This is a genomic window from Sellimonas intestinalis, from assembly GCF_001280875.1.
Classification (GTDB): domain Bacteria; phylum Bacillota; class Clostridia; order Lachnospirales; family Lachnospiraceae; genus Sellimonas; species Sellimonas intestinalis.
In genome coordinates this window covers 106,183-130,580 of the sequence record NZ_LGAJ01000009.1, presented here as the reverse complement: position 1 = coordinate 130,580, position 24,398 = coordinate 106,183, and the positions used below count along the sequence as shown (strand labels likewise).

Annotated in this window: 24 protein-coding genes and 2 pseudogenes; all 26 read right to left on the bottom strand. The window is 37.9% G+C overall.

Going from position 1 to position 24,398, the window contains the following annotated elements:
- Positions 1 to 296: 296 nt before the first annotated feature.
- Positions 297 to 1,376 (bottom strand): AAA family ATPase, encoded by a 1,080-nt coding sequence (locus AOA56_RS10115; protein ID WP_053769604.1) that lies wholly within the window; start codon positions 1,374 to 1,376, stop codon positions 297 to 299.
- On the bottom strand, positions 1,377 to 2,108 hold the full coding sequence (locus tag AOA56_RS10110) for a DUF6414 family protein (RefSeq protein WP_053769603.1): 732 nt from the start codon (positions 2,106 to 2,108) through the stop codon (positions 1,377 to 1,379).
- Between the two features lie 129 nt (positions 2,109 to 2,237).
- Positions 2,238 to 4,505, bottom strand: coding sequence for a S8 family peptidase (locus tag AOA56_RS10105; protein ID WP_053769602.1), 2,268 nt, complete (start codon positions 4,503 to 4,505; stop codon positions 2,238 to 2,240).
- Entirely contained in the window at positions 4,498 to 5,547 is a 1,050-nt protein-coding gene (locus AOA56_RS10100) for an ATP-binding protein (protein WP_053769601.1), read from the bottom strand. Before AOA56_RS10100 ends, AOA56_RS10105 begins: the two co-directional genes overlap by 8 nt.
- Positions 5,548 to 5,714: 167 nt before the next feature.
- On the bottom strand, positions 5,715 to 6,008 hold the full coding sequence (locus AOA56_RS10095; protein WP_278277150.1) for an AAA family ATPase: 294 nt from the start codon (positions 6,006 to 6,008) through the stop codon (positions 5,715 to 5,717).
- A gap of 54 nt (positions 6,009 to 6,062) precedes the next feature.
- Positions 6,063 to 6,749 (bottom strand): metallophosphoesterase, encoded by a 687-nt coding sequence (locus AOA56_RS10090; RefSeq protein ID WP_242843452.1) that lies wholly within the window; start codon positions 6,747 to 6,749, stop codon positions 6,063 to 6,065.
- 509 nt (positions 6,750 to 7,258) lie between these two features.
- Positions 7,259 to 7,432, bottom strand: a complete 174-nt coding sequence (locus tag AOA56_RS15590; protein WP_242843451.1) for a transposase family protein — start codon at positions 7,430 to 7,432, stop codon at positions 7,259 to 7,261.
- 822 nt (positions 7,433 to 8,254) lie between these two features.
- Positions 8,255 to 8,431 carry a helix-turn-helix domain-containing protein gene (locus AOA56_RS15905; protein WP_156316934.1) on the bottom strand — a complete coding sequence of 59 codons (177 nt, stop codon included), beginning with the start codon at positions 8,429 to 8,431 and terminating at the stop codon, positions 8,255 to 8,257.
- A 234-nt stretch (positions 8,432 to 8,665) separates the two neighbouring features.
- On the bottom strand, positions 8,666 to 8,842 hold the full coding sequence (locus tag AOA56_RS15900; RefSeq protein WP_156316933.1) for a hypothetical protein: 177 nt from the start codon (positions 8,840 to 8,842) through the stop codon (positions 8,666 to 8,668).
- Between the two features lie 104 nt (positions 8,843 to 8,946).
- A complete protein-coding gene (locus AOA56_RS10080; protein ID WP_062304503.1) occupies positions 8,947 to 10,140 on the bottom strand; it encodes a hypothetical protein in 1,194 nt (397 codons plus the stop codon).
- Positions 10,113 to 10,460 (bottom strand): hypothetical protein, encoded by a 348-nt coding sequence (locus AOA56_RS10075; protein ID WP_053769597.1) that lies wholly within the window; start codon positions 10,458 to 10,460, stop codon positions 10,113 to 10,115. The genes AOA56_RS10080 and AOA56_RS10075 overlap by 28 nt, the downstream gene beginning before the upstream one ends.
- Before the next feature lie 70 nt (positions 10,461 to 10,530).
- Positions 10,531 to 11,694 (bottom strand): hypothetical protein, encoded by a 1,164-nt coding sequence (locus AOA56_RS10070; protein WP_152334150.1) that lies wholly within the window; start codon positions 11,692 to 11,694, stop codon positions 10,531 to 10,533.
- A gap of 45 nt (positions 11,695 to 11,739) precedes the next feature.
- A complete protein-coding gene (locus AOA56_RS15895; protein WP_156316932.1) occupies positions 11,740 to 11,883 on the bottom strand; it encodes a hypothetical protein in 144 nt (47 codons plus the stop codon).
- Between the two features lie 150 nt (positions 11,884 to 12,033).
- Positions 12,034 to 12,285 carry a Fic family protein gene (locus AOA56_RS10065; protein WP_152334149.1) on the bottom strand — a complete coding sequence of 84 codons (252 nt, stop codon included), beginning with the start codon at positions 12,283 to 12,285 and terminating at the stop codon, positions 12,034 to 12,036.
- A 63-nt stretch (positions 12,286 to 12,348) separates the two neighbouring features.
- Positions 12,349 to 12,714: a type II toxin-antitoxin system RnlB family antitoxin gene (locus tag AOA56_RS10060; RefSeq protein ID WP_053769594.1), complete on the bottom strand. Its 366-nt coding sequence runs from the start codon at positions 12,712 to 12,714 to the stop codon at positions 12,349 to 12,351.
- A 28-nt stretch (positions 12,715 to 12,742) separates the two neighbouring features.
- A complete protein-coding gene (locus tag AOA56_RS16020) occupies positions 12,743 to 14,179 on the bottom strand; it encodes a ribonuclease H1 domain-containing protein (RefSeq protein ID WP_162224699.1) in 1,437 nt (478 codons plus the stop codon).
- A gap of 604 nt (positions 14,180 to 14,783) precedes the next feature.
- On the bottom strand, positions 14,784 to 15,020 hold the full coding sequence (locus tag AOA56_RS16655) for a hypothetical protein (RefSeq protein ID WP_330376488.1): 237 nt from the start codon (positions 15,018 to 15,020) through the stop codon (positions 14,784 to 14,786).
- 256 nt (positions 15,021 to 15,276) lie between these two features.
- Complete coding sequence (locus tag AOA56_RS10045) at positions 15,277 to 16,530, bottom strand: ATP-binding protein (RefSeq protein ID WP_053769593.1); 1,254 nt, start codon at positions 16,528 to 16,530, stop codon at positions 15,277 to 15,279.
- Positions 16,531 to 16,706: 176 nt separating this feature from the next.
- Positions 16,707 to 16,916, bottom strand: coding sequence for a hypothetical protein (locus AOA56_RS10040; RefSeq protein WP_053769592.1), 210 nt, complete (start codon positions 16,914 to 16,916; stop codon positions 16,707 to 16,709).
- 25 nt (positions 16,917 to 16,941) lie between these two features.
- Positions 16,942 to 17,835 carry a Fic family protein gene (locus AOA56_RS10035; protein ID WP_053769591.1) on the bottom strand — a complete coding sequence of 298 codons (894 nt, stop codon included), beginning with the start codon at positions 17,833 to 17,835 and terminating at the stop codon, positions 16,942 to 16,944.
- Between the two features lie 470 nt (positions 17,836 to 18,305).
- Positions 18,306 to 18,668, bottom strand: a pseudogene (locus tag AOA56_RS16825) (tyrosine-type recombinase/integrase); the annotation flags it as partial.
- 22 nt (positions 18,669 to 18,690) lie between these two features.
- Positions 18,691 to 18,969, bottom strand: a pseudogene (locus tag AOA56_RS15580) (UPF0236 family transposase-like protein); the annotation flags it as partial.
- Between the two features lie 82 nt (positions 18,970 to 19,051).
- Positions 19,052 to 19,420, bottom strand: coding sequence for a metal-dependent transcriptional regulator (locus AOA56_RS10020; protein WP_024732070.1), 369 nt, complete (start codon positions 19,418 to 19,420; stop codon positions 19,052 to 19,054).
- Between the two features lie 11 nt (positions 19,421 to 19,431).
- Complete coding sequence (locus AOA56_RS10015) at positions 19,432 to 21,168, bottom strand: ABC transporter ATP-binding protein (RefSeq protein ID WP_053769588.1); 1,737 nt, start codon at positions 21,166 to 21,168, stop codon at positions 19,432 to 19,434.
- Positions 21,169 to 21,180: 12 nt separating this feature from the next.
- Positions 21,181 to 22,926, bottom strand: a complete 1,746-nt coding sequence (locus AOA56_RS10010; protein ID WP_053769587.1) for an ABC transporter ATP-binding protein — start codon at positions 22,924 to 22,926, stop codon at positions 21,181 to 21,183.
- On the bottom strand, positions 22,923 to 24,392 hold the full coding sequence (locus AOA56_RS10005) for an ABC transporter ATP-binding protein (RefSeq protein WP_024732067.1): 1,470 nt from the start codon (positions 24,390 to 24,392) through the stop codon (positions 22,923 to 22,925). The genes AOA56_RS10010 and AOA56_RS10005 overlap by 4 nt, the downstream gene beginning before the upstream one ends.
- Positions 24,393 to 24,398 lie beyond the last annotated feature (6 nt).

The window sequence follows — 24,398 nt, the reverse complement described above, 5'->3', positions numbered from 1 at the left end:
TCTTTTTCAGCATAATAAGCACTTCAAGATTTGTGACACTTACCCCATAGACATGATCCCATCCATCACTTGTTTCTACCGTCCGGCTGTCACTCACTTTCAAATAGCCGTTTCCCAGCATCAGACTCCATATCGCATTCTTTTCAATATCCAACTCCCCATATAGCTTCTCCGTGAACAATATACTCCAGAGTGCCCGCTCTAAGATTTTTGCAGGTATCCTAGTTTACTAAATGCCACATCTCTAACTTTTAACATGTCCTATACGATAAAATGCTCTTGCAATATCCGGTGATTTATCTCAAAAAATCTTCCACTAACGCCTGATTAATATCATTTTTTATCAAGTTTCGAGCATGTCTATAATTTTGAAAAACATCTACTCCAACAAGATATTTATTTTCTAAGTCTTTTTCGTTCATTTTTTCCTTTTCTTCTCTTGTCAGACTCGAATACTCTTCATGAACAATCTTGGACACCATTTTCTTTTTTGCAATGAGATCCAAAAGTTGAAACTCAATATACCTATTCACTCTATAATACAGTGGATCTCCTATTTTTTTGCGTATTGTTTCTGGTGAAGGCTCGTTAGATGTACATATAAAAATTACATTACTCAAATCAACATCATAATTTTTATCCATATAATGACCTTCGTCGAACATTTGATAAAATGCACTCCATATACCTGGATTTGCTTTATCGAACTCATCCAATAAAACCACATTACTTTTTCGTTCTAATAAGTCCTTTGCAAAACTTCCTCTGTTATGATCAGCACCATATAAATAATCAAAAAAACCTTGCGTCTGGTACATAGATAATTGCTGCCTAAACAATTCTCCACCAAGAAGCATACTCAAATATTTAGCTGTCTCTGTCTTTCCAACACCCGAAGGCCCGTAGAACATAAAAATGATTGGTGCATTCTTATTCTTCTTACGATATAATTGGTACAACGAGGCTAATAATTGTTTTTTTACTTTTGGTTGTCCTACTATCTCCTCGTCAAAATGAATATTAATATTCTCTAATTGTTTCTTTCCTATCGACCTATATTTGTATTGTTTTATCTCTACATCCTCTTTGTTATAAGACCGAATAATTTCATTCTTGATACATTCTGGTGGATTCTGCAAATATACAATCTCCAAAGCTTCATCCACCCGATCCAAAATAGTACAGAAGTTCTGAATACCTCCCTCAGTGATGCTCGAATATGACATCGAATACCCTACCACATAATCAAAATCTATTTTTCTAAATATATTTGCCGAATCACAGACCCTAATCAAAGTTTCCAAAGGATAATATCTTTCTGGAATAATTTTCAAGAATTCATTACGAGGTCCATAATATAATACAAGTCTTGCCATCTATTCAACCCCTGCCAATATAATATCGTAAATGGGAAACAATTTATCTTCATTGCTATCTACCACAACCTGCTCAAAATCGGTTATAATCTTTCCTTCATCAGAAAACATCTTTGAAAAATCAAACTGATCTTCTTTTCCCTTTCCCACTTCGACACCATAAAAGTTCAAATTCATCTGTAATAAATCAGAAATCCCATAGTTGTTCTTAAATGCTTCATTATTAAAACGGAATATTACTTTTTCCGTTTCCTTTATTGCCAACAGTTCATAATATCCCTTGCCCAAACGCAATGTATCATACATTTTATTCATATTGATTGCAAAATCACCATCAACACAAATCCGTCCCTCTGTCATTGCTAAATAAGGAGTAATTGTCTGAAAATATGCAATAGAGTTAGGCATAATATGTATACTATACCCTTTCATACATTTAATGTCACTGTCCGACTCTCTTACAATCTCTATAAAATCTGAGAGTGTCGTATTTGAAATCGTTGTCTTTATGAAATTTTCTCCTGATGTGTAAGCTCCTATATTAGAGTCTAAGTTTGCACTTCCGCTAACAAACAAAGAATTAAACAGAACTTTTAATCTTGCACCAGCTTTAATTTCGGTATTGTTTCCAACCTTTTCTTCTTCTGAATCAGAAATCAATAACGTGCCACCATTAAGAATAGTTAAATAGTCTGTGGCAGAATTTTCATCAAAATATACTATTTTTCTCATGTACTACCTCATTAAAATTTTTATTCCAAAATAATCCAAATATATCACACAAGGTGAAAACACTTTTAAAATACCTTTTCTTATCAAATAAACGATGATTTCTATTCCTATATGCATTTTTCAACATTATTACTCGAATACAATATCTTCATCTGCCTTTGCATATACATCCAACTGATTCTCAATATCCAACTTATTAACCAGCCAGCCACGTGCCATACACATCTTGATAAAATCGTCAATACGATTTACACCATTCATTTCCTTCAATGTTACAACTACTCCAAATTGAAGTGGTTCTTTTCTTCTCTGTAAACGTTCTTTGGTATTTATCTTTAGCCCCCAAAGACCAGAAGCATATGCTTTCCTTGGTCTTCTTCTTTCCTTAATCTCTTCACTAATATGCTTAATATTATCCCATTTCCGATACATTTTTCTTGCATCTTCTTCATAAATGGTAATCAACTTGTCTTCCGATTGCTGGTTATTATCTATTGGTTTTATTTTAGCTTTCCCCTTTTCAACAATAACTCTCCCAAAATGTATATCCATTTCAGTACTTGTATAATCGACACCCTGATTACGATCACACTGCGGAAAATAAACTAACGTTGCTCTTGCATAAAATGGATGTGCATTATCTACAACCGGTACTGGCAGATTATATGTATATGTCTCATATTCCTCTGATGCGCCTGTCAAAATAAAACGTATCTCATCATTCGATGATTTTAAAATTTCATTAATATGTCTTGGAACAATACCATAGCCAATACTATGTGAAACATCATCTTTCCTATTCCATCCCGCTGCAGTATCAATCAATAACGCTTTCGCAACTTCTCTACTCAATCCCATAATGTGAATTAAATATGCCAATTTTCTTGAAATCCACGGGGCCGCAAATGAAGTTCCGTTTACATATGCCGCACCCAGTTCATCACGACATACAACCATTTTATCAATATAACTGGAACCGTCTCCGCCATAATAACTGATATCAGGCTTATGAAAAAACGATAATACAGGACCAACTCTGGTATAAGATGCCGATTTTCCTCTAAAATCTACAGCATTAACTACCAGAGAATTAAGCGAATCTGCTGGCGATCCAATTCTCATATCTTTTTTTGTTTCACCATCTGATCTATTTGTTCCCGCAACAACAAAAATAACATCATACTCACTTTGTATACGGTCTAGTTCTGCCGCTTCTGGGGAAATAAAATTAGGCTTGATTTCAAGTTTGGAGCCCAATGATAAATTCCACACTTTAATATCCCTATTTAAGGCAACAATATTGCGTATCATTTTTAACACGGTAAACGAACTGAAACCCTTATGTGTTGCAACACCAAAGTGGCGCACTCGGAATCTACCACACCCATCATCAAGTGCTGGATTACCTTGTGGACCATCTACAATAATATAACTTACCTCTGTTCCATGTTCATAATCCTTTGCGGTCAATGGAATATTGGGATCAAGCAAATTTTTATATTCTACCCACTCATGAAAATATACTTTTTCATTAAAGTGTGTATCAATAACTCCTATTACAGGTTCGTTGATCGGATGCGGTATCAAATTTTCTTCATTACTAAGCTCCTCCTTATCATCCAACGCTTCATCTCTCGTAAGCTGTGAAAAATCAGTGATACTCATCGCAATCAGATAAGATGCATTATTGTATAACAGTTTCGCTTCATCTGGATTAAGTCTTAATGTAGTGCCATCAATAATACGTTCATCAACAATATGGATGCCAAACTTTGACAATAATTTCTTCGTCTCAATCCCGGTCTGATAAATTGTTATAATGGACTCCTCTGTTATCTCTTCTGTGGCACGATCGATATCAAAACTTTCAACATAAAATCCATCCACCACAGCATTTAAAAAATTGGATTTAGAAAATTCACTAAATCTATCCGCGGGTGTTTCTGCTATTTTTTCTGTATCCTCACTAGTAATATTTCCATTAAAGTGTTTTTCAATAACAGATATTGTTTCGCTCAATATTTCAATTGCTTTTTCAATCGCTTTAAGTGAAATATAATGAGTAAACACATGCTTTTGTATCTCTTTACCATCTTCGTCTGATTCCCAGATAAACTTAGCACCTTTAATAGATTCTGTAGGAGATTTACTATTCTCAGACAACAAAATTTTCAATCTGTTGCTCTTTGCAACAATATGTGTATAGTGCACGCTTACCAAGGCACCATTGATATCTGTATTTGTTTCCCAATACTCCAAAATTCTTTTCAATTGTTCAGACAATTCAATAAGATGTAACGAAGACACACTTTTTCCCTTTGGAAGTTTCGGTGATCCCGGTCTGGAACTATTAGGTCTTTGCTCAAATCTTCCTTTTAATTGTAAAATGTTATTCATTCATTACACCTTCCTTCAAATCTCTTGCAACACTACTTTTTGATCTTCCAACCAGTATTTCTATTTCTCTAACTGTAAATTTCTGACTCTGAAGTTTTTTCAAATCTCCTGGTTTTTCATTACAGACTGCAGAGTAAAGCTTTCTAAAATAATCCATACCATCACGCGGATTACTAAATGCAACAGATGTTTTAATCAAATTTTTCAATTCCCCCGGATACGGTATCTGTTGCATTAGTTTCATTATTTTACGGAACAAGCGGATATCCCTATTTGCCAGTTTTAATTTATCAAGATATTGATCTAACATCTTCTCTGCAATCGAAAGAAGATCTTCTTGGGTATATCTATCAAAATCAATGACTGAATCAAACCTTCTAATTAACGCTTTATCAAAGTATTTATAAAGATTAGTTGTAGCAACTAAAACTACATTTTCATTCATCCGGTCAAATCCTTTCAACATCGCGGAGGTTGCCCGCCCCATTTCCCGCAAATCATTCTGATTCGTTCGATCTAAAGCCAAGGCATCGATTTCATCAAACATAACAATGACCTTATTAGGTTGAATGAAACTATTTATTTCCTTGAACAACATAGATAAATTCTTTTGTGTCTGTCCCAGTTTACTATCAATCACTGCCGAAAAATCCACCATAAAAATTTCTCTATTCAATATCCGTGCAAGTTGCTTAACCGCCTCTGTCTTCCCTGTTCCTGGTGCCCCCTGAAATAAAAACTTATTAATTCCAATATGATGCTCAATTGCATTTACTACGCCCAACAAATCGCCGGTAATTACATCTGGAAGTAACAGCATATCTTCCTTTCCCTCAATTTTTTCAAAAAATGGAGAATCATTCTCCGACAGTTGTGGAACAAACGTATTTACATTGGACAATAAAGACATAATATACTCTGAAAGCTGATAATCTCCAGAAGCATCAAATCCTTTAGCAATTTCATAAGCTTCATTTCTAAAGCCCGCATCATTCTTTTCTGCATAATATTTTATTAAATTTATCACATTTTTTTTCTTCATGATACGCACTCTCCTCCTTGTTTTCTATACTTAGTTTATCATGCACGGGACATTTTTGTCAATATTGGGACAAATATTAAAATATTAAAAGAGTATTTACGCACTATCCTGTAAATGCTCTTTTATTTTTATCCTATAAATTTTATCTGCGGAGCAATTTACCGCTGTTAGGACGCTTTCTGCGGTGTCACTTTGTTACCTTTCCCTTTTTCCTGCCCGTTCAGGATATCTCCTTCCAGCAGAAACTGGCATTTCTGGTACAGCATCTGGATCGTAGCGCAGATCTTTTTCCTTGCCTCCTCAAAATTTCGTTCTTTAATAGATGAAAATGTAAGCGAAATCACAGGATAAGTCCCCTGTATTTCTCGGTATTTTTCCTCTTTCCAGATATCCATGCCCCGGAAACAAGGACTGTCTGCATATTCAATGAAAAAAAACTGTTCTACCATACTCATAGTCAGCGTTTTCCAAAAAGTAATTTCTCATTTTGACTCTGCTCACCAGAAACATCTCTGCTATTCACTCCTCTTTTCCATATTATCGCTCCGCATCCCATAATTAGGACGCACCGTCTTCCCATGAGCAATAATCTCATCCAACGTAACCGGTTCATAATTCCAGTACATGCATCCCACATTATATATCTCTGTATGGAGTCCTTGCTTATTGAACCACTCCGCAATATCGACCTCTATGTCCGCTTCGTCTGTAAAATGTGAATGCCCATGCAAATGGATCGCCTGATAGCGATGTCCATTATACATAGGTATAAAATAATGACTGAGGATACATCTTCTCTTCGTACCGTCTTCCAACGTCACACGAATATCATCATAATCTTTAATCCCTGCCAGAGCATTTTTTGCTTTCGCATTATCCAAAAAACGATCATGATTTCCTTTAATAAGGATAATCTGGCCATTCAGACTTTTAATCAGGTTTGGTGCTTCGTCACTGCGCGTTTTCCATATCATGTCCCCAAGCACATAAACCAGATCCCCTTTACCCACTTTTGCATTCCATCTGCGAATCATCTCTGTATCCATTTCTTCTACGGAAGAAAACGGACGCCCATCGAATTGAATTACCCTCTCATGGCCAAAATGATTATCGCTTGTAAAAAAGAGCTTTCCCACTTCTATCCCCTTCTTCTTTATCGTCTCAGTTCTCTTGATGCCGGAAGTGATACTTTCCTTTTCCATGACCGTTCACAGGCTCGATGATACCATGCATTGCCATTTCACTCAAAAGCTCTGAGCTACTTGTCAGATTCAGACCAAGGCCCCTCTATACGTTAGGCCTTCCAAAAGCAACCTGGGAATTTAAAGCTTCCCGTAATATCTGAATATGAGTAGTTCCCTTTGCTGTGAAAACATCTTCAATGTTCGCTTTTTCCGGTTCTTTGAATGTGCCGCTAATATGCAGTGTCCAGTTATGAAGCGGATGATTTTCATTCAACAGAAGATTGCGGAGCAAGATTCCATCCCCTTTACACATTTTAAACAGATGTACAAATATACTTTCAAGTATACTCTGTATAAGACGCCTTTTTCCTGTAAGGGTATAAATATGCAGGCTAATAGACAGCTATTTGCTATTGTACGAATCAGGTCACCCGTTCATCTGGTATCACTTAATCCTTATAGTATCATCCTGTCCACCCGTGACATACAAAATGATATTAAATGAGACTAAACAGCACTGTAAAACACTATCTTTTCTCCCCTGAATAGTAATGGGCGAAATATTCCATCTCCACCCAGTCGTCCACATTGGCAAGTGTAGCGAAGAGTACGATCCCAATAATATCTTTCAGTTCATGCCTTGCCTTTGCCTGCTGACGGCTATCCTCTATATATTCCATCCATTCTAATAATTCATTCATAGAAAAATCCCATTTTTTTCTATCATACCAAAAAAGGATTTGTTCACAATCTATTTACTCATGCGTTTGTCGTACATCATACCGTTTTTTACTTCATCAACATAGGTTCGCATGGTAAACTCCGGCTCATGGCGTTTACAAGGCTTATTTCCATCGCAGACAGCTCGATATTGGACGGAAGAAGGTCTATGCCTTCTTCATAGCATAGGATACCCCGCCCACAGAAAAAGACTCGTCGCGGATCACCTTTTCCATGAGAGTGACAAGCGTCATCGGTAAACTGTCTTGATCCTGCCGACCCAGGCAGGTCGTGAGATCGCCCTGGGGATTGGCGTCAATCAGCAGCACTTTTTCCCTTGCAGGGCAAGGCCGCTCCCTAAGCTAACAGTTGTTGTTTTGCCCCCACCTTTCTGATTGGCCAGTGCAATCAAGCGGCCATTCTTCTGAGAGTTTCTTTGGTTCGACATGTTTTGTTCCCTCCTTTTCCATAAATTTGGCTGCCTGTCGGCAAGGCAGACAGCTATGTAAAAATGGGCACCAAAAACGTTTCCTCTTTTTATAGACAAAGTGGCTCATCTTAGCCCAAAGGATATGTGATTGTTCAGCCTTTCTTTACCAGGGGCGCACATGGCTTTTATCATAAAAGCGTCCACGCTGTCCGTGGCCTTGTTTTCTCCTAGCAACTTGTTCCGTAAGTGATTTTAACTCTTGATCAGGAGACTGTTTTCCTCCAGCGTAAGAAATATGGAAAGTTTTTTCTTCTCATCTGAATCACTTTAGCCATTTCCACTTGAGACTTTGATAGTTCTTTCCGTATTCTCTTTAGAAGTGATAAACAAAGATAGTCCACAAACGAAGCGTATCTAAAAGCTGATTCCAATCAATTTTTAATACTTCGGTCAACTTGACCGCAACGCAGTATTTAATCTGATGTTTATCACTTTTATATAGAACCAGTGTTGCAGGAACAATACCGACTTCCTCTGCCAGTTCTTTCATAGAAAGTCCTCGCGTTCTTTTCTACTAGCAGGCAAAAGAGGTTGTTGTAAAATTATCAAAAACAAATTTCCATTCCAATTTCTCACCGCCTTTATCAATTCGGCAATTTTTTGTTTTTTTGCCGATTTTACAATTATTTGCCCGGCATAGGAATGGATGCCGGCGAACAATTTCTTATGAACAGAAAATACTCGTTTGGTGTAAAGCTGAAAGCACACTCGAACAAAAACGCCACTATCTGGGATGGAAATGCAATAAGGTCTGGGCAAGAAACATCATTTCTGCTTTATCTTCTTTCCTTGGTCTTTTCTTAAAAATACTCCTTTTGTTCAAAGAGCCTATATACTCTATCAGGTCATCAAAGTAAAATTCTTTCCGCGTATATCCTAATGTTCTTGAAACTGCAGCCATATCATATCCTGCTTCTAGTATTGTTGTGGTATAAGTGTATCTGGAGACGCAAAAAACTGAATGATCTCATTTAGAAACCATCCAGCTTTTTATAGCAAGTTCTCTTAAAACCCAAAATACTTTTTTCTCACTTTTGTATTTGCCATAACGCTCAGATACCTTTTTAACCGCAAACGCGCTATATTCTGCGTCACGTTTTTGCTGACCATATCCCAGTTTTCTCTTGCGTATTCGATTATTTTCCCATCTTCTTTATTTTCTTCGTAAAGCATTTTAAGCAGTGCTATAGCAGCCCTGTACTCTTTCTTTTCTGAATTCTGATAAAAATCATAAAACATTGTTTTGAACGGATAAATACGCTTATAATAGCTGCATATTTTCTCCAGAAGAATTATGAAACTCTCTATAAAATTACTGCTGTCAAATATATCCCCACAACCTGCATCCGGTAGTTCCATTAGTTTACGATGCCTGTCAGCAAGTTCTTCCAACCAAATGTTCATCTCCTCTGATATAACAACTTCATCCGTACCGTCCCACCAAAAAAGCCGGTCATCATCCGTCAGATAATAATTGCTTTTCCCTTTTAGCTTTTCCGGCGTATGATAAAATGTGAACCAATTATCCTGTCGAAGAAATTCAGCTGTTTTTATCTCAGGAATTATCTGTTCTTTCCATTTTCTCCGCTGTTCCTGCAACTTTCCAGAAGCGTACTGTTTCATCTGCTCGTCATAATATACTTTGTCTTTCCATTCTTCCCACAATTTCCAAAATGACTCCTGTTTTATTTCTGCCGCAGGATAAACAAATACTCGTGCCGGAAGGAACAACGATAATTCTGCAAGTGCCTTTAAATTTTCGTCCCTACTTTTCTCTCTCCTCTTTCTGTCCAATTGAAGAAACCGTAAAAGATGGTCATAGAATTTATCTCCATAACACTCCTGTAAATGCAATAAGGCCATTTTGCACCGGTATATATCCTCCGGATAGGATGCCGGCACTATATTATCTAATTTTAAACTCTTAGTACCATATATGATATATAACAGATCTGATAGTTCCGTTCCTCCAGCAGCTTTAAGTAATTTATCAGGGAGCATCTGTCTTAATTTATCTCTCGAAAACGGCTTATCGTAATCACATCTATAAGAAGCAATATGTTCTGCCGCTTCCCAAAGATGATATCTCTTTTTCATGGAAAATGTTGTTCCGAGAATATGATTGAGCCATCCAACATAAAATTGAGGATCAATTATTTCTCCATTGCACTCTACAAACCCAGGACTTTTATCATACATTTAGTATACACATATGCTGCAAGAATAACGTCACAAAACTCACAGTTTCCTATCTTACTAGAATAGAAAATAGAATCATTCACATAAAATCCTCCATTTTCCAAGCTACTTTCCTCAAAATAATTATACCAGAAATCCACCTTACCTTCACTCGATAATTCCACTGGGCTTAAAAGAAGCAGTTCGTGACCAAACAATAAAACCTTTTCAAACTGCATCATCCCACCATAGTTCAGAATTTTCATCATTTGCCTGCCAAAGCATTCCCGCTTTTCTTCTGGTATATCCATTTTTCCCGTATATCTTGCAAATGTACCCATACTACGCCACCCTAAAATCCAAATATAATATTTCTTTGTTTCTTGTTTGTCAGCAAAGACACCAATGCACTTATCTTAATATAGTCAAAACTATCCCTAGAGTCTTTAATGATCCACTCTTCTGCCTGCCCCCCGTCAATTCTGGAAAATACTCCTGCCCCTTGTCCAAAAGCCGTTGAATAAGTATAAGTGCCTTTTGGTAATTTATTTCACTTCCATGCTCCATAAACTCTGCAACAAACTTCTCCTCCACATACCTGCAGCAACTACGTTCCAATCTAGTTATAATATCCGCCAAAAAACTTTCTACTGAAATAATAGGAGGTACGCAAATACCATTCATTTCCTCTTCCCAATATCGGATACATTCCTTCATATTTTGTGATAAAAGCAGATTACATCCATCCCAAAACTCTAAAAATTCGTCTTCATCTTCTCTCTGTATTGCCTTATAAAAGGGAAACTTCTGGAAATCACTTTCGTCATCTTTGGAATCAGCTTCCCATATGATGTCAGAATATCCTTTTGTCCCTACAGAGTCCCATGTTTCCCAGAAATCCAAGTTGGCAGCCTGCGTATAGGCAAGCACAAGACGCATAGGTAAAACATACAGGGAGAGCTCTGCAATAATCCCCTTTTCATCCTGACGTGCTGATAGTTCTTTTCTTTTAGTAAAATCAGCGTTTATCAGTTCTGCAAGGAAACTTCTCATAACTGTTTTTTCAGTTTCTTTTATACCTTCAAAAACTCTATATGCATATTCTATCCGGCTGCATGAATTTGCAGATTTTATTTCGTTTCTACAAGATATCTTTGTCTCATCGGGCATAATTATTTTTTTATTTTCGACTTCAAAAACTGCTAGCAACTGCTCCATATCCAAGCTGCCATACTTGTCCGAATAATCCTCTAATAAATCTGTATATGTAATATCCTTATATTCTTCAGAATTTCTGAAAAAAAGATACACTTCCGACATTCTAATTCGCCCAGGCAACGTTACTTTCTCTCCTAATACCCCCTGAATCAAAAGCAGGTATATTTCTACATCATACAGCTTGCCAGATTTTATAAAATAGCAGCCGCCATTCGTATATGCTTCCTGCAAGACCATTATCATATTCATTACAATACCAAATTCATTATATCCCGGATCTTCCACATACAGTTCGCAAGTATTCAGGTCGTATTGGGAAATTTTTCTCTTTTTCTTTTCAAAAATTGAATTAATCAAATAAAACAATCCCATCTGTATTTGGTCGTGCAGGGGCAGCCACAGTCACTTTTTTCCTGCAACCGTCATTTCTACTGTCTTTCTTATACCACATTTGTCCATGATTTCAAGAACATATCTATTCATCTCATTTCTTTTTTCTGCTGGAATATTTACCTTTCCTGCAAGACAAAACATATTATCTTTCATATACAATCCTCCCGCTTCGTTCTCATATGCAGTAAGTAAATTATAATTTCTATATAATCTGTCTATTGCTTTCTTCACTTTTAACAGATGATTGAAAATCCTTAATGAATTTTTTCATACTGAATAATATCAAGTTCTTACCAAACATATTCACCTGACATCTTCGCAGAGGAAATAAGCAACCTTTTCAAGATATTTTTTCTGTTCCTCTTCAAACAGCCCCAGCAGCACTCCAACTCTTCCTGTTTCCCGGTATTCTTCCAGCCCTTCAATATACTTTGTTCGGTACTTAACCTCTATAATCAAAGGAATCAAATTGGATTTCAAACATTCTCTGAATAGAATAAACCTCCCCATCGTACCATTTCCATCTGGCAATGGTACGATGGGGATAACTGTCAAACCGATTTTTCCCAATAAATAAAGAACAGATATATCTAATCACATCTGCTCTTTACACTATACCTATATAACACACCCATGAGAAATCAATTTTTGCTGTTTCTCTGTCAGACTACTATAATTCAAAACTTCTAAATCAGATTTAAGATAATTGCACATATAACTACGAATAATACTTTTTTTATCTATATATTCAAATTTAAATTTTGAATTATCAAACGAATTCCCATCAAAAAAACCACTAATAAATCGCTCCTCATTATTGCCACTATGCAGTAATTCATCAATAACAAACAAACCAGAAAAATCTATTGTTCTTAATTGTTGTTGAAGTTCATTAACAAAATCAAAAGGAGAATCACTGGTTTTCATAATAACTAGGATTTTTATTTCTTTATTATCAAGTTTTACAATATCAAAATTATTCATATGTCTTCTCCTTTCTTTGTTTTACTACTTATTCATAATATTCATCAATAAGCGATAATGTTCTTTTAATTAAATCATGTGCTCTTCCTACATCAAGTAAATCCGTTGTGTCCAAAGGTGCTGTAGGGTCATCCCAATGAGATAATTTATTTCGGTTACTATTAAAGAAAGTATAACAATTCCCTATATATTTCACTTGTTCTGTAGTAGCTTTCCCATATCTTTCAGAACATAACCTATATTTCGCCCCTACTTTCTCAAACATATCATAGCCATTTGCTTTTATATATTTCCAATCAGGAATAATCTCCAAATTCAAAAGAATCATTTTTAAATGACCATCTATTGCTCTGATTACTGGTTGAGCCAAATATGTGCCATCAAACATATTCCCATCTAGTTTTAAATTGTAAACTGCTTGATGCAATGTCTTTGACATTTTTGCTGGCAATTTATCATAAGCATTCGGCATATAATATTGAACTTTTGAACTAATTTCATCTTTATCAATATTAATTTTGTATGTATCATTGTATATCTGTGGAATTTTCTCAATTTCTACTAATTCAGTCACATATGACAAAATTGTTGAAAAAAGCTGTTTGGGTTTTCCTTGCATAACAAGTTTATTTCCCTTGTTATAATAATTTATCACTATTTTATCCTTATTGCCTAATTTTAATGAAACAGAACGCCCATATGCAATACTTTTTTCTTCCTTCTGAATATTATTTGCTCCAAATTCTTCCTCTAACAAAATCAATATAGTTTCTAAATCTGACCACAGGATATTATCAACGGTAAACCAAAAATCTCCTTTTTTAATTTTAGGAATCCCCTTTCCATTTGTCAATGCTGCTTTTGCTAATTTATCAGCTTCTTCATTATATTTATTCCCTGTATGTGCAGCGATTTTTTTGAATGAAATATTAAGTTTATCACTATTCTCTTTCATGAAATTCGCATACTTCTTTGTCAAACTGTTTTTGGCTTTCCACTCGCCAGTAGCCCATTTCTCTATACCTAAATAATCATAGCATATCTCTATTGCAGAATATCCATTCTTATCACACCATTTTACAGCAAACATTGCTCCGAGCATCTCTCCCGTGACGTTTCGCAATGCTATTGAATCAGGATTATCTCCATTTCCAGACTCCCGAATGACCTCACCATTAGGAGTAATTATAATACAACCAAACGCATACTTACCAATATCTGCATCAAAACTACCATCAACATATGCAATAATTTGATTTTCTAAACATTCTTCCCCTTTTTCAAAAGAACTATTCAACTCGCTCTTCTCTATTCCAGATAAATATTCGTTTGCTTCTTCCTCTGTAAAAAAGCCTTTGTATTCTGCCCCTGGATACCCATTAACTGAATCTCTACACTCATCCCAGCTTCTAAAAATCCCAACTAATTTTCCTTTTCTTACCGCATATATCTTTTTCTTCGCCATTACTTTCCTCCAAAGTGACATATTATAGCAAGTATTCCCTTACATGTCAATACTTCCATACCCTAATCATATAGTTAAACGTTACTATTCATAGCTTCCAGCCAATTATAGGAATGGTATTTGCACATTTAAAGTTGCTTGCAGCGAAACATAAACACTCTCATAATTCACTGTACCGAATCGTAACAGCGTAGTTTAAATGCATTTCGACTATGAACAGTAACAGTCAGACACCTTTTTTCAAAATAATTATATTTCATATCTGCAAATAGCTCAACAACTTTATAAATTATTCATAAATCAATCTGTCTGTCTTTTTTCTACTCAACAATCACATTTTCTCCAACAATCTTCCTAATACAAATACTTTAACTAATTTTAATGTGCAAATCGGGTGCCGCTGTTACGCCACTTTCTGCCGGCGTCTCTGTGTTACATTTCCATCTTGAAAAGGATGGATCGCCTCATATTTCGCATGGAATTCTGCCATATATGAGAGTTCCTTTAACGGTTAGCTGTGATACCATTCTAAAAGTTCTTCCATTTTCGCAGGAACATCTTTCAGAAGTACCGTTTCATACATTCCAACCATGTCCAAACGTTTTTAAAAATCACCTATCGCATATCCTTTCGCCCGATCTTCAAAAACACCACTTTTCAGTTCATAATGAAAAGTTTTGATCAAATCAATGGATAATGGTTCTTCCAACGTGTCAATCATCTTATTAAACATTAAGAAATGTCCATTCATTTCTTCTACATCTTTTGCCTGATAGTAATCGTCGTTTACCGGAAGCATACCTGTATCAAACAGTGATGCCGTCTGATCTTCCGTTAACATGGAATCTTCAATTTTATTAGATAAGTTCCATATCAGATTTATGAAAACTATTATATCATAATGTCAATGACAGATATGCCCTCAATAAACATATATTTCTTTTTGTCTGCTAAAAGATTTGCAGAAAACGGTTTAATAAAAATACAAAGTTAATCTACTAATCTTTGCTATATACGGCAAGTAGTGCCCCCCTTATTAACAAACAAAGAATAGACAATATAGCACAAGCTTACATCATTACTCTTTGACATGATGATTACTTTATCACATACTTAGTACCTCTTCCCCTGCCTTCAATTTTTACAACACCTTTCTTCCCCATATCTTTCAGCAACTGTGTTGTCTTTGATTTGCCAAATGGGGCATAAGGAGCAATTTCGCTGATGGATTTCAGCATTGTCCTGCTCAGAATCTTATATATTTTTCTTTCGTCTTCCGTTAAATTCAGGTTTTTCTCAAAAACCGGGAGTACGATCTTGATTGTATTTTCCGACACTTCAAAATCCGGCTTCATCAAGCCTTCCTCATAGAGCTGTTTTATCCTTGTAATCCCTGTACCGAAGATTTCAACAAACCCAAGTCTGTAAAATACATTTGCAAGATTTCTATTTCTTAAAATCGAAAGTTTCCCCGATAAATATTCATCTTCTGCTATTCCAGAAGGCAGTCCCCCCGGAGAAATAATTTCTATTCTGTCATCAAACATCGAAACTTTGATCTGCGAATCCATATCCCACGCTCTGTGAATCAGCGCATTTGCGATTGCTTCTCGAAAGGCAGCCTCCGGTATTTTTTCTATCTTTTTCCTGTCAGTGCCTTGTATTTCTTCATATTCATAATAATCCTTGAACACCTCTGCAGTTTTTTCGTAGACTTCAAAAATGGATATATGATCAAAGGTTGCCCTCTTATGAATCACACTGATGTTTTCACCGAACTTTACCATATCAATTCCCGGAAAATGATTTTTATCCGCCAAAATACCAGCCGCATTATTATATCCAATCGTACTGTTGTATAAGTTCAGCGTTTTCAAAGTGTCCTGATTAAAATCTTCAATCTGGATACATTCTTTTAGTTTTTGACATAGCGTATCAAATGTCAACTCTTGTTCCTCACACCGTAATTCTTCAAATCTGATATTTTTTCCTTCTAAAATCAACCTTGACAACTCCAGTGTGTCAACCTCTATGGTTGCAGTATCATTTCGCTTATATGCCTTCGATTTATATAAATAAGGCTTTTGCATCCCGCTTTTTACAGTCAGTTTTATCGTTCTGTCGTGATTCTGCAATTCCAGCGTATAATGGGGCTGCGGAGTAATACTGTCATTAATCTTATTTTCGATATCAAGACATGCTTGTTTTACATCTGACAGACCTTTGATATTACCATTGTCATCGATGCCAAAAAATACTTCTCCACCATCGTAATTCGAAAAGGCACTTACTGTTTTTAAAAATGTATTTGTAATCTTTTCTTTAAACTCTGTTGTTCTTGTTTCACGCATACACTGTTCTTCCTTTCCAATTTCACTGTTTATAGTATACGCAGAAACACGCATAAAATCAATCGTATTTTTTTGCAATTGATTTTATGCGTGTTTTTGATCATAAAATTTAAAATTCCTGTCATAACAAATATGTTTCTGCAATGATATGCGTCAAATAGCTATATAGCAACAGACTATTCTTCAATCATAATCCCTATTTTTTCAAAAAATAAAGACACGTTACAATAGTGCTTTAAAGAATTTCCATTTTCCATGATAAATTTCCATATCTCCGCATAAGTTCCCGGTACATAACATGAAATATCATATAATGACTTCAAAAACTCCATAGGTCTATCGCTATATTGGTCTGCTATTTCAAATGCCAAATTATTCTGAAACAAACATTCCCACACCTCCTTAATATTTTCACTCATCCAACATTGCCAGATAGCTGTCCAACCTTTTATTCACATACCCAGCAAACAACTTTTCCATCACATCCAGATTATGATTTACAAGATATTCATCAAACGAATTGTAATAAGCAATCCGATCTGTAAACTTAATGTCTATTGGAGGATACCCGGCTTTCATCAATTCCAGATTCATAAGCAGTCGTCCCGTCCGGCCATTTCCGTCAATGAAAGGGTGAATTCCCTCAAACTCAATATGAAACCGTGCAAGCCGTGGAATGATATGCTCTGTGTTATTTCTATAAGACACTAGCAGTTGCTCCATCTTAGGCTGTATCAGATATGGCTGCACTGGTTCATGCTTTGCACCCATAATTCTTACCGGAACTCTTCTGTAAACACCTCGGTCATCCTTTTTATCAGCCAACACCAGATAATGAATCTGCTTAATAATGCTCTCTGATAATGGTACCTGATTCTTTACCAAATCCTGCACAAAATCAAAAGCTTCTTTATGTCCGACCGCTTCCATATGATCTTTCAGTGGCTTCTGATCAATCGTCAAACCACGCAACACCATATCCGTCTCTCGCAAGGTCAGCGTGTTTCCCTCTATCGCATTGGAATTGTAAGTGTATTCAACTACAAATTCCTCTGTCAGTCGCTCCACCTCTCCCGCTGTCAAAGGTCGTCTGGAATCCAGTTCGATTTTTTTCCTGTCAATTACCGCCAGCAAACTCTCTGCTTTTTTATACCTACCGTCCTCCGGTTTCTTCGCATCTACAGGAATTTTCCAACTGCGCCCTTCGCGGGTAACACCCAAAATTTTTCCCTCTGAACATAATATACGAACTCTTCTATCTGAAATGCCCCATTTTTCTGCGGCCTGTTTCACTGTCATGTACATAAATCTACACCTCTCTTCAAACAGTAGTATACCCTATTATCGGAACAATATAAACAGTATCGGAATAATATTTTCCACTTATCGGAATAATACAAAAGTCCGAAAGATACCAATTCTCAATCTCCCGGACCATTATTATGCACTTTTAATTTTGGTTTCCTCAATCGTAGTAAAATTGTAGTATCCCACCAGTCCTATTGCACTGCTTTGCCGCAGTTTATCGTAGCAATTGCCCTCAAGCACTTTCACGCCACTGTTTTTGTCGTGACAAAGAAGAGGTATTAAAATCATATTCCTCCTGAAAATTTTTTCCATAAATTTCCTTTTCATTTCCAGACTACTCAAATTCAACAATATATCTTCCTATTCTCCAATATATTTCTGTCATTGTTTGATTAACGGCACCTGTGAGGTGTTCTTTGGCAACTGCTACCGTTTTTTCAATTTCAGAAATCAAATAATCCATCTTATCATTTGTTGTAACCTCTTACATATATTTCCTTTCCTGAATTTGTCAGCGCTTTCTTCTGTCCGCTTTTTGATAATTTCTTTATGACTCTGTTCCATTTTAATCCTGATACATAATCTTCTTCCACATATCCATAGCGCAATGCATACTTGAAAGAAGTTGTAAGCACAGTCTTCAAAATTTTCGCTACTGATGGAGATTTGTCATATGTTTTTTTATAAATTCTCTTTACATGATTTTTCCGCAATTTCCCCATAGATAGCCGCCCATACAATGGCAAAATATAATTTTGAATCGCATTCTTATAAGAATAATAAGAATTATAGGAAAGCGACTTCTTTTTGACTTCCTCTAGCCAAAACTCATAAAAGTCCTGAACACTTGTTCAAGCGTTCTGTCACTTCATACAGTTTTCCACTGCATTTTTTCGCTAGAATCTTTGCTAGGTGGGTTCCCCCTTGTCGGCTCCAACTCCTGTGCCCGTGTTTCATCCGCTTTGCAATTACACTCCACATATGGTTCTCCATTGTTTCCATGTTTCAGTATTCCAGTCCTTCCGGCAGTTCAAGGCCCTGCGACTGGTATGGCAGAAGCCCTTCCCTGTTATTCTTATAATACCGGATCAGTTCTTCTCCGTCTTTCATCTCATCATCGTCACTCAGATTGCTCCCCTTCGCTTTATTTTTCTATAGTAATTTTCAAAAAACGACCCTGAAATTTCTCCAGAGTCGTAAAAATCAAGTCATTTCATTTTAATTTTATACAAGCAATTTTTAATTTAGTAAAACTTTCCTCACTGATTACATGTTCTATCCGACAAGCATCTTGCTCTGCCGTTTTACGGCTAACTCCTATAGCCAAAAGCTTTTCTGTAAAAAATAAATGTCGTTCGTAAATTTTTTCAGCAACTTTTTTACCTGCATCTGTCAAGGAAAGAAAACCATTTTTATCTTTTCTAATAAAGCCGCTCTTCTGCAAAACTGCAACAGCATGGCATACACTGGGCTTTGATACTTCTCTATATTCAGCTACATCCACAGAACGTACCATACCATTTTTCTTCTGAAGAATTAGTATCGTTTCCAAATAATCTTCCCTAGATTCATAAATCTTCATAAGACTCTCCTTTACTCCGCCAATTTCCAGCCTATAGCCTCCTTCCTAGCGGATATAAAGTCAGCATACAATCCACTCTGCTGAATCAATTCCGCATGAGTGCCTCTCTGTACAATATGAGCGTTGTTCAGTACAAGTATCTGGTCGGCGTTCCGAACGGTTTTCAGCCGGTGAGCAATCATAATGATGGTCTTATCATGGGTCAGTGCCTCAATAGCATGCTGCAATTCATCCTCATTCTCCGGATCAACGCTACTTGTTGCCTCATCCAAAATGATAATAGGCGCGTTTTTCAGCATGGCACGAGCGATGGAAATACGCTGCTTCTCTCCGCCGGATAAAGTACCGCCTCCCTCGCCTATCATAGTGTCATATCCGTCCGGTAAAGCGGAAATAAAGTCATGACAACAAGCTTTTTTCGCCACCTCAACCACTTGCTCATGAGTAGCGTCCTGGCAACCAAACTTGATGTTGTTCTCAATCGTATCTGCAAAGAGATATACACTCTGAAACACCATTGAAATGCTCTTCATCAGACTATCCAGTTTGAAATCCTGTACATCCATACCGCCAATGGTAATTTTTCCGGAGTCTACATCCCAAAAACGGGCAATCAAGTTACACATTGTTGTCTTACCTGCACCAGAAGGACCGACAATGGCTGTGGTTGTTTTCTCAGGAATAGTAAAACTGACCTGATCTAATATCTTGCGGTCTGCGTAGGAAAAATCCACCTTATCAAACACAATCTCGCTGGTTTTGGGGGTAATGTCAGCGCCTTTCTCATCCATTATCGGCGTATCATCAATGGCATTTGCCGTGTCCATCGAAGCCGCCAACATTTGCAACAAAGAAGCCATGTTTCCGGCATTTTCCAAATCATTGAACACCATGAAAGAAGCTATTACTAAAATCAAGCCGTAGACCAGCGGCAGAGAATCGCCCAGCCAAAGCCAGATTGAAGCCAGTAACAACAGGATGCTGAACACCCGGACAACCACTTGTTTGATAGCGTCATAGGGAATGCTGGCTTTTGTCAGCTTCAGATTATTCCGGCAACTTGATTGAATAGCATTTCTGATGGATTGTGCACTGTCCCTTTCAAGCCCAAATGCTTTGACGATTCCCATGCCCTGGATGTATTCCAACACGGAGGTCACAAGGGACTCCTGTGTGTGCTGACGAACCGAACTTTGAGCTGCGGACTTTCGGAGAGCCAGTTCCGCCACTGCAAGGTAAAGCAGGACACCGGCAACAGCTACAAGCCCAATCCTCCAGTCGAATATCAGCAGGACAATAACCAAAGCCACCGAATTAAAAAATCCCCCCAGTACAGATACCAAAACACGGGCTGCCGAGTTTTCTACATCTCCTAAAGTCGTTGTGACAATGGCAGTAATATCCCCGATACTATTCTTGTTGAAATAGCCCATCGGGATATAGCGCAGCCGATCTCCTATATGGATACGTTTTTCTGCCACCATACAATAGCCGGTTTCTGTCTGCTTCATCGTGGAGAAATAGGTCGTAATGATACGCCCAATAAGGGAAACGCCCATAATCCCCAGTGAAATCCAGATAAATTGTCCGTCCCGGTTGTTAGATACTAGCGCACCTATTACCACAAAGAGGGCGGCAAACTGCAGGGCTGAAAACAGCCCAGACAGGAATGCAAACAATAGAGATTTTTTTAGCAGCCTCTTCTTGCTGCCTGCAAAAGCAAAAATTTTTTTCAATGTTCCATACATCTGACATCCCCCTTACATCTGGTCCTTCGCGCCGATATGCGCCTGCCACATATCCCGGTAGAGGGGGCAGGTTTCCAGCAGTTTCTCATGCGTACCTTGTGCGCGGACAGTTCCATCCTTTACCACAACAATGTTGTCTGCGTCAACAATGGTAGACAGCCGGTGTGCAATCACAATCAGGGTCTTGCCGATAGTCAAAGCGGAAATGGCTTTCTGTACCAGCGCCTCATTTTCGGGGTCAATGTAGGCAGTGGCCTCATCTAAAATGACAACCGGCGCGTTTTTTAGCATGGCACGGGCGATGGCAATCCGCTGGCGCTCGCCGCCGGAAAGGTGGGAACCAGCACTACCGACAACCGTATCATAGCTGTTATCCAGCCGGCGGATAAAGGCGTCACAGCCGCTTTGTCTGGCAGCCTGTTCCACCTCCGCATCTGTAGCACTGGGTCTTCCCATGCGGATATTCTCCCGGATGCTACGATTAAACAGGTAATTGTCTTGGGATACATAGGAAATCTGATCTGCAATTTCAGACAGCGGTATATCCTTCATCTCGTGGTCTCCGAGTGTAATACTGCCGGATGTAACATCCCAATATCCGGCAATGAGCTTCGCCACCGTAGATTTTCCGGATCCAGATGGTCCTACAAGGGCTGTCATGGTCCCGGGCTGAATGGCAAGGTTCACATCATGCAGAACTTCTGTTATACCGTCATAGGAAAAAGACACATGTCCGAAAACAATACCGGTATCTTCCAGCTTAACCGGCGTGTCCTTATGGTTCAGTTCTTCGGCGTTCAAAAGCCGGCTGATTTCTTCCACATTTGTCCCCAGTACTGCCAAATCATCTGTAAAAGTAAAGGCTGCGATAATTGGTCCAACCAGCCCCAGCGAGAAAATTATAATAGAAAGAAAAGTAGAAAGTTCCAGACTACCAGAAAGCCAGAACGCAAAACCGCAAGGCAGCACACAGATTAGCACTGAGGGCAGAATGGCATTGTAGGCACTCATAGTTTTCTGGTTTTCTCTCATCCAATCCACATAGTAGTTGGCGTTATAGTTTACTGCATCGGAATACTTTTTGTAGGAACCGGCGGATTGACTAAATGCTTTAACCACCTCAATACCTCCAATATACTCTACAATGGCATCTGCCATCTGTTTTCCGGCTTTTACCGCACCTTCCCATTTAACGGGATAGTTCTTCATACCGGCGGACATAACAACAAGCCCCATCACCAGAGTAACAAGAGACAAAAGCGCCATGCGCCAATCCAGAATAAACAGGTACACAACAATCACAAGTGGTATCAGAACATTTGCAGTCATTTCCGGAATCAGGTGCGCAAAGGTCGGTTCCATTCCCTCTACACGGTCTACAATCGTTGTTTTATACTGACCAGACGGAGTATCCAAAACCGTTCCCATCGGGACATGAACCAGTTTTACTGTGATATTCTCCCTCAAGTCGCGTAGCGTGTAATAAGTCGCCGTGTGGGAAACCGTTGTAGAAAGGCAGGAAAACAGCACTTTCCCCAAATAGCCGCATAATGCAATAATGCTAGCGGTCACATAGAAGGAAAAATTCTGCTCCCCAGCCAGCATCAGCGTAACAATATGCGCCACGCAAAAATAGGGCACCATCTGGCAGGTCACGCCTAATACTGCAAGGATAATGCTGCTTATGAATTTCCCATGATAAGATTTTCCCCATCCCCATAGGACACCTATGGGTGATTCTTTCTTTTCTTTTTTCATATTACCGCTCCCTTTATGAAATAGTTTCTAATTTTTTCAAGACCGACCTTATCCATTTGAAATTGATCAACAATGTAGCCTTCCTCAAAATGAACAATATCCGTACAACAGTCTAAAATCAACTCAAGATCATGGGTAATAACATACAAGGTAATACCCGCGTCTCTGACTTGCCGTAGGATATTTGCAACCTCTTTCATATGCTTATAATCAAGACCGCTGGTCGGTTCATCGAAAAATAAAATAGAACGCTTAGACGCGATTGCCGAGGCAATTGCTACTCGTTGTTTTTGACCGCCAGAAAGGGACATAGGGTGTCTGTCTTTGAAATCCGTTAAATCTAATTTAGAAAGGATTTCTTCCGCTTGTTCCTGGTTTTCCTCCTCCATACTAATTAAGATTTCATCCAACACCGTTTCTGTAAAAAGTTGATGATTAACATCCTGCATTACCATATAGCAGGTATTTAACCTGTCTTTAGGGTGGTAAGTCTTGCCATTCCAGATAACTTTACCGCAACGCTTTTCCAAACCGCAAAAGCACCGGGAAAAAGTAGACTTTCCGGCTCCATTGTTTCCAATAATCCCTACAATACGATTTGCTGGAATTTTATCTTCACGAATGTGAAGTGTCTTCGGCTCATTTTTATAGGCAAAGTTAAAGTTGCAAAGCTCCATTTGTTTTCCAGTTTGCTGTACTGTTTCAGGTGGCAATAAATTTTCAAGAATGAAGGCACGCAACCCTAAATCGGTTCTTTGCTGTTCTGTCAGCCGCTCAAATTCTGCAGCGGAATAATCTTTTTCCACCTCTCCAGCAGTAATATAAATAAAACGATCCGCAAGACCACGCAGATAGTAGAGTCGATGTTCCGATATAATAATTGTTTTTCCCTGCGATTTCCAAAATGCAAGCGTAGCTCTCAGAGCAAGAATAGAGGAAGCGTCAAGGTTGGATGATGGTTCGTCCATAACAAGCACATTTGGTTCCATAATCGACACACCTGCACAAGCGATTTTTTGTTTTTCTCCGCCGGAGAGATGAAAAATATTACGCCCCATCAATTTCTCCAAACGGAAATCCTGGACGGTTTTTTCCAACCGGTTCCGAATACTTTGTTCCGGCTGGCCGAGATTTTCACAACCGAATGTAATTTCGCTGGTTGTATCCACATTAAAAAATTGAGAACGGGGATTTTGAAATACACTGCCAACAGTTTTTGCGGTATCATAAAGGGGCTGCTCTGAAACTTTTGCCCCGTTTACCCATACTTCCCCGTTCATTTTTCCTTCATAGTAATGAGGAATTAAACCATTGATCAACCGGGTAATTGTCGTTTTTCCGCAGCCACTTTCACCGCAAAGTACGACAAACTGACCGTCCTCTATATTCAGATTTATATCCTGAATCCCACCAGCGCTCTCATTTTCTCCTCCATAAGAGAAAGTTACATGGTCAATCTGTATCACAGGCTC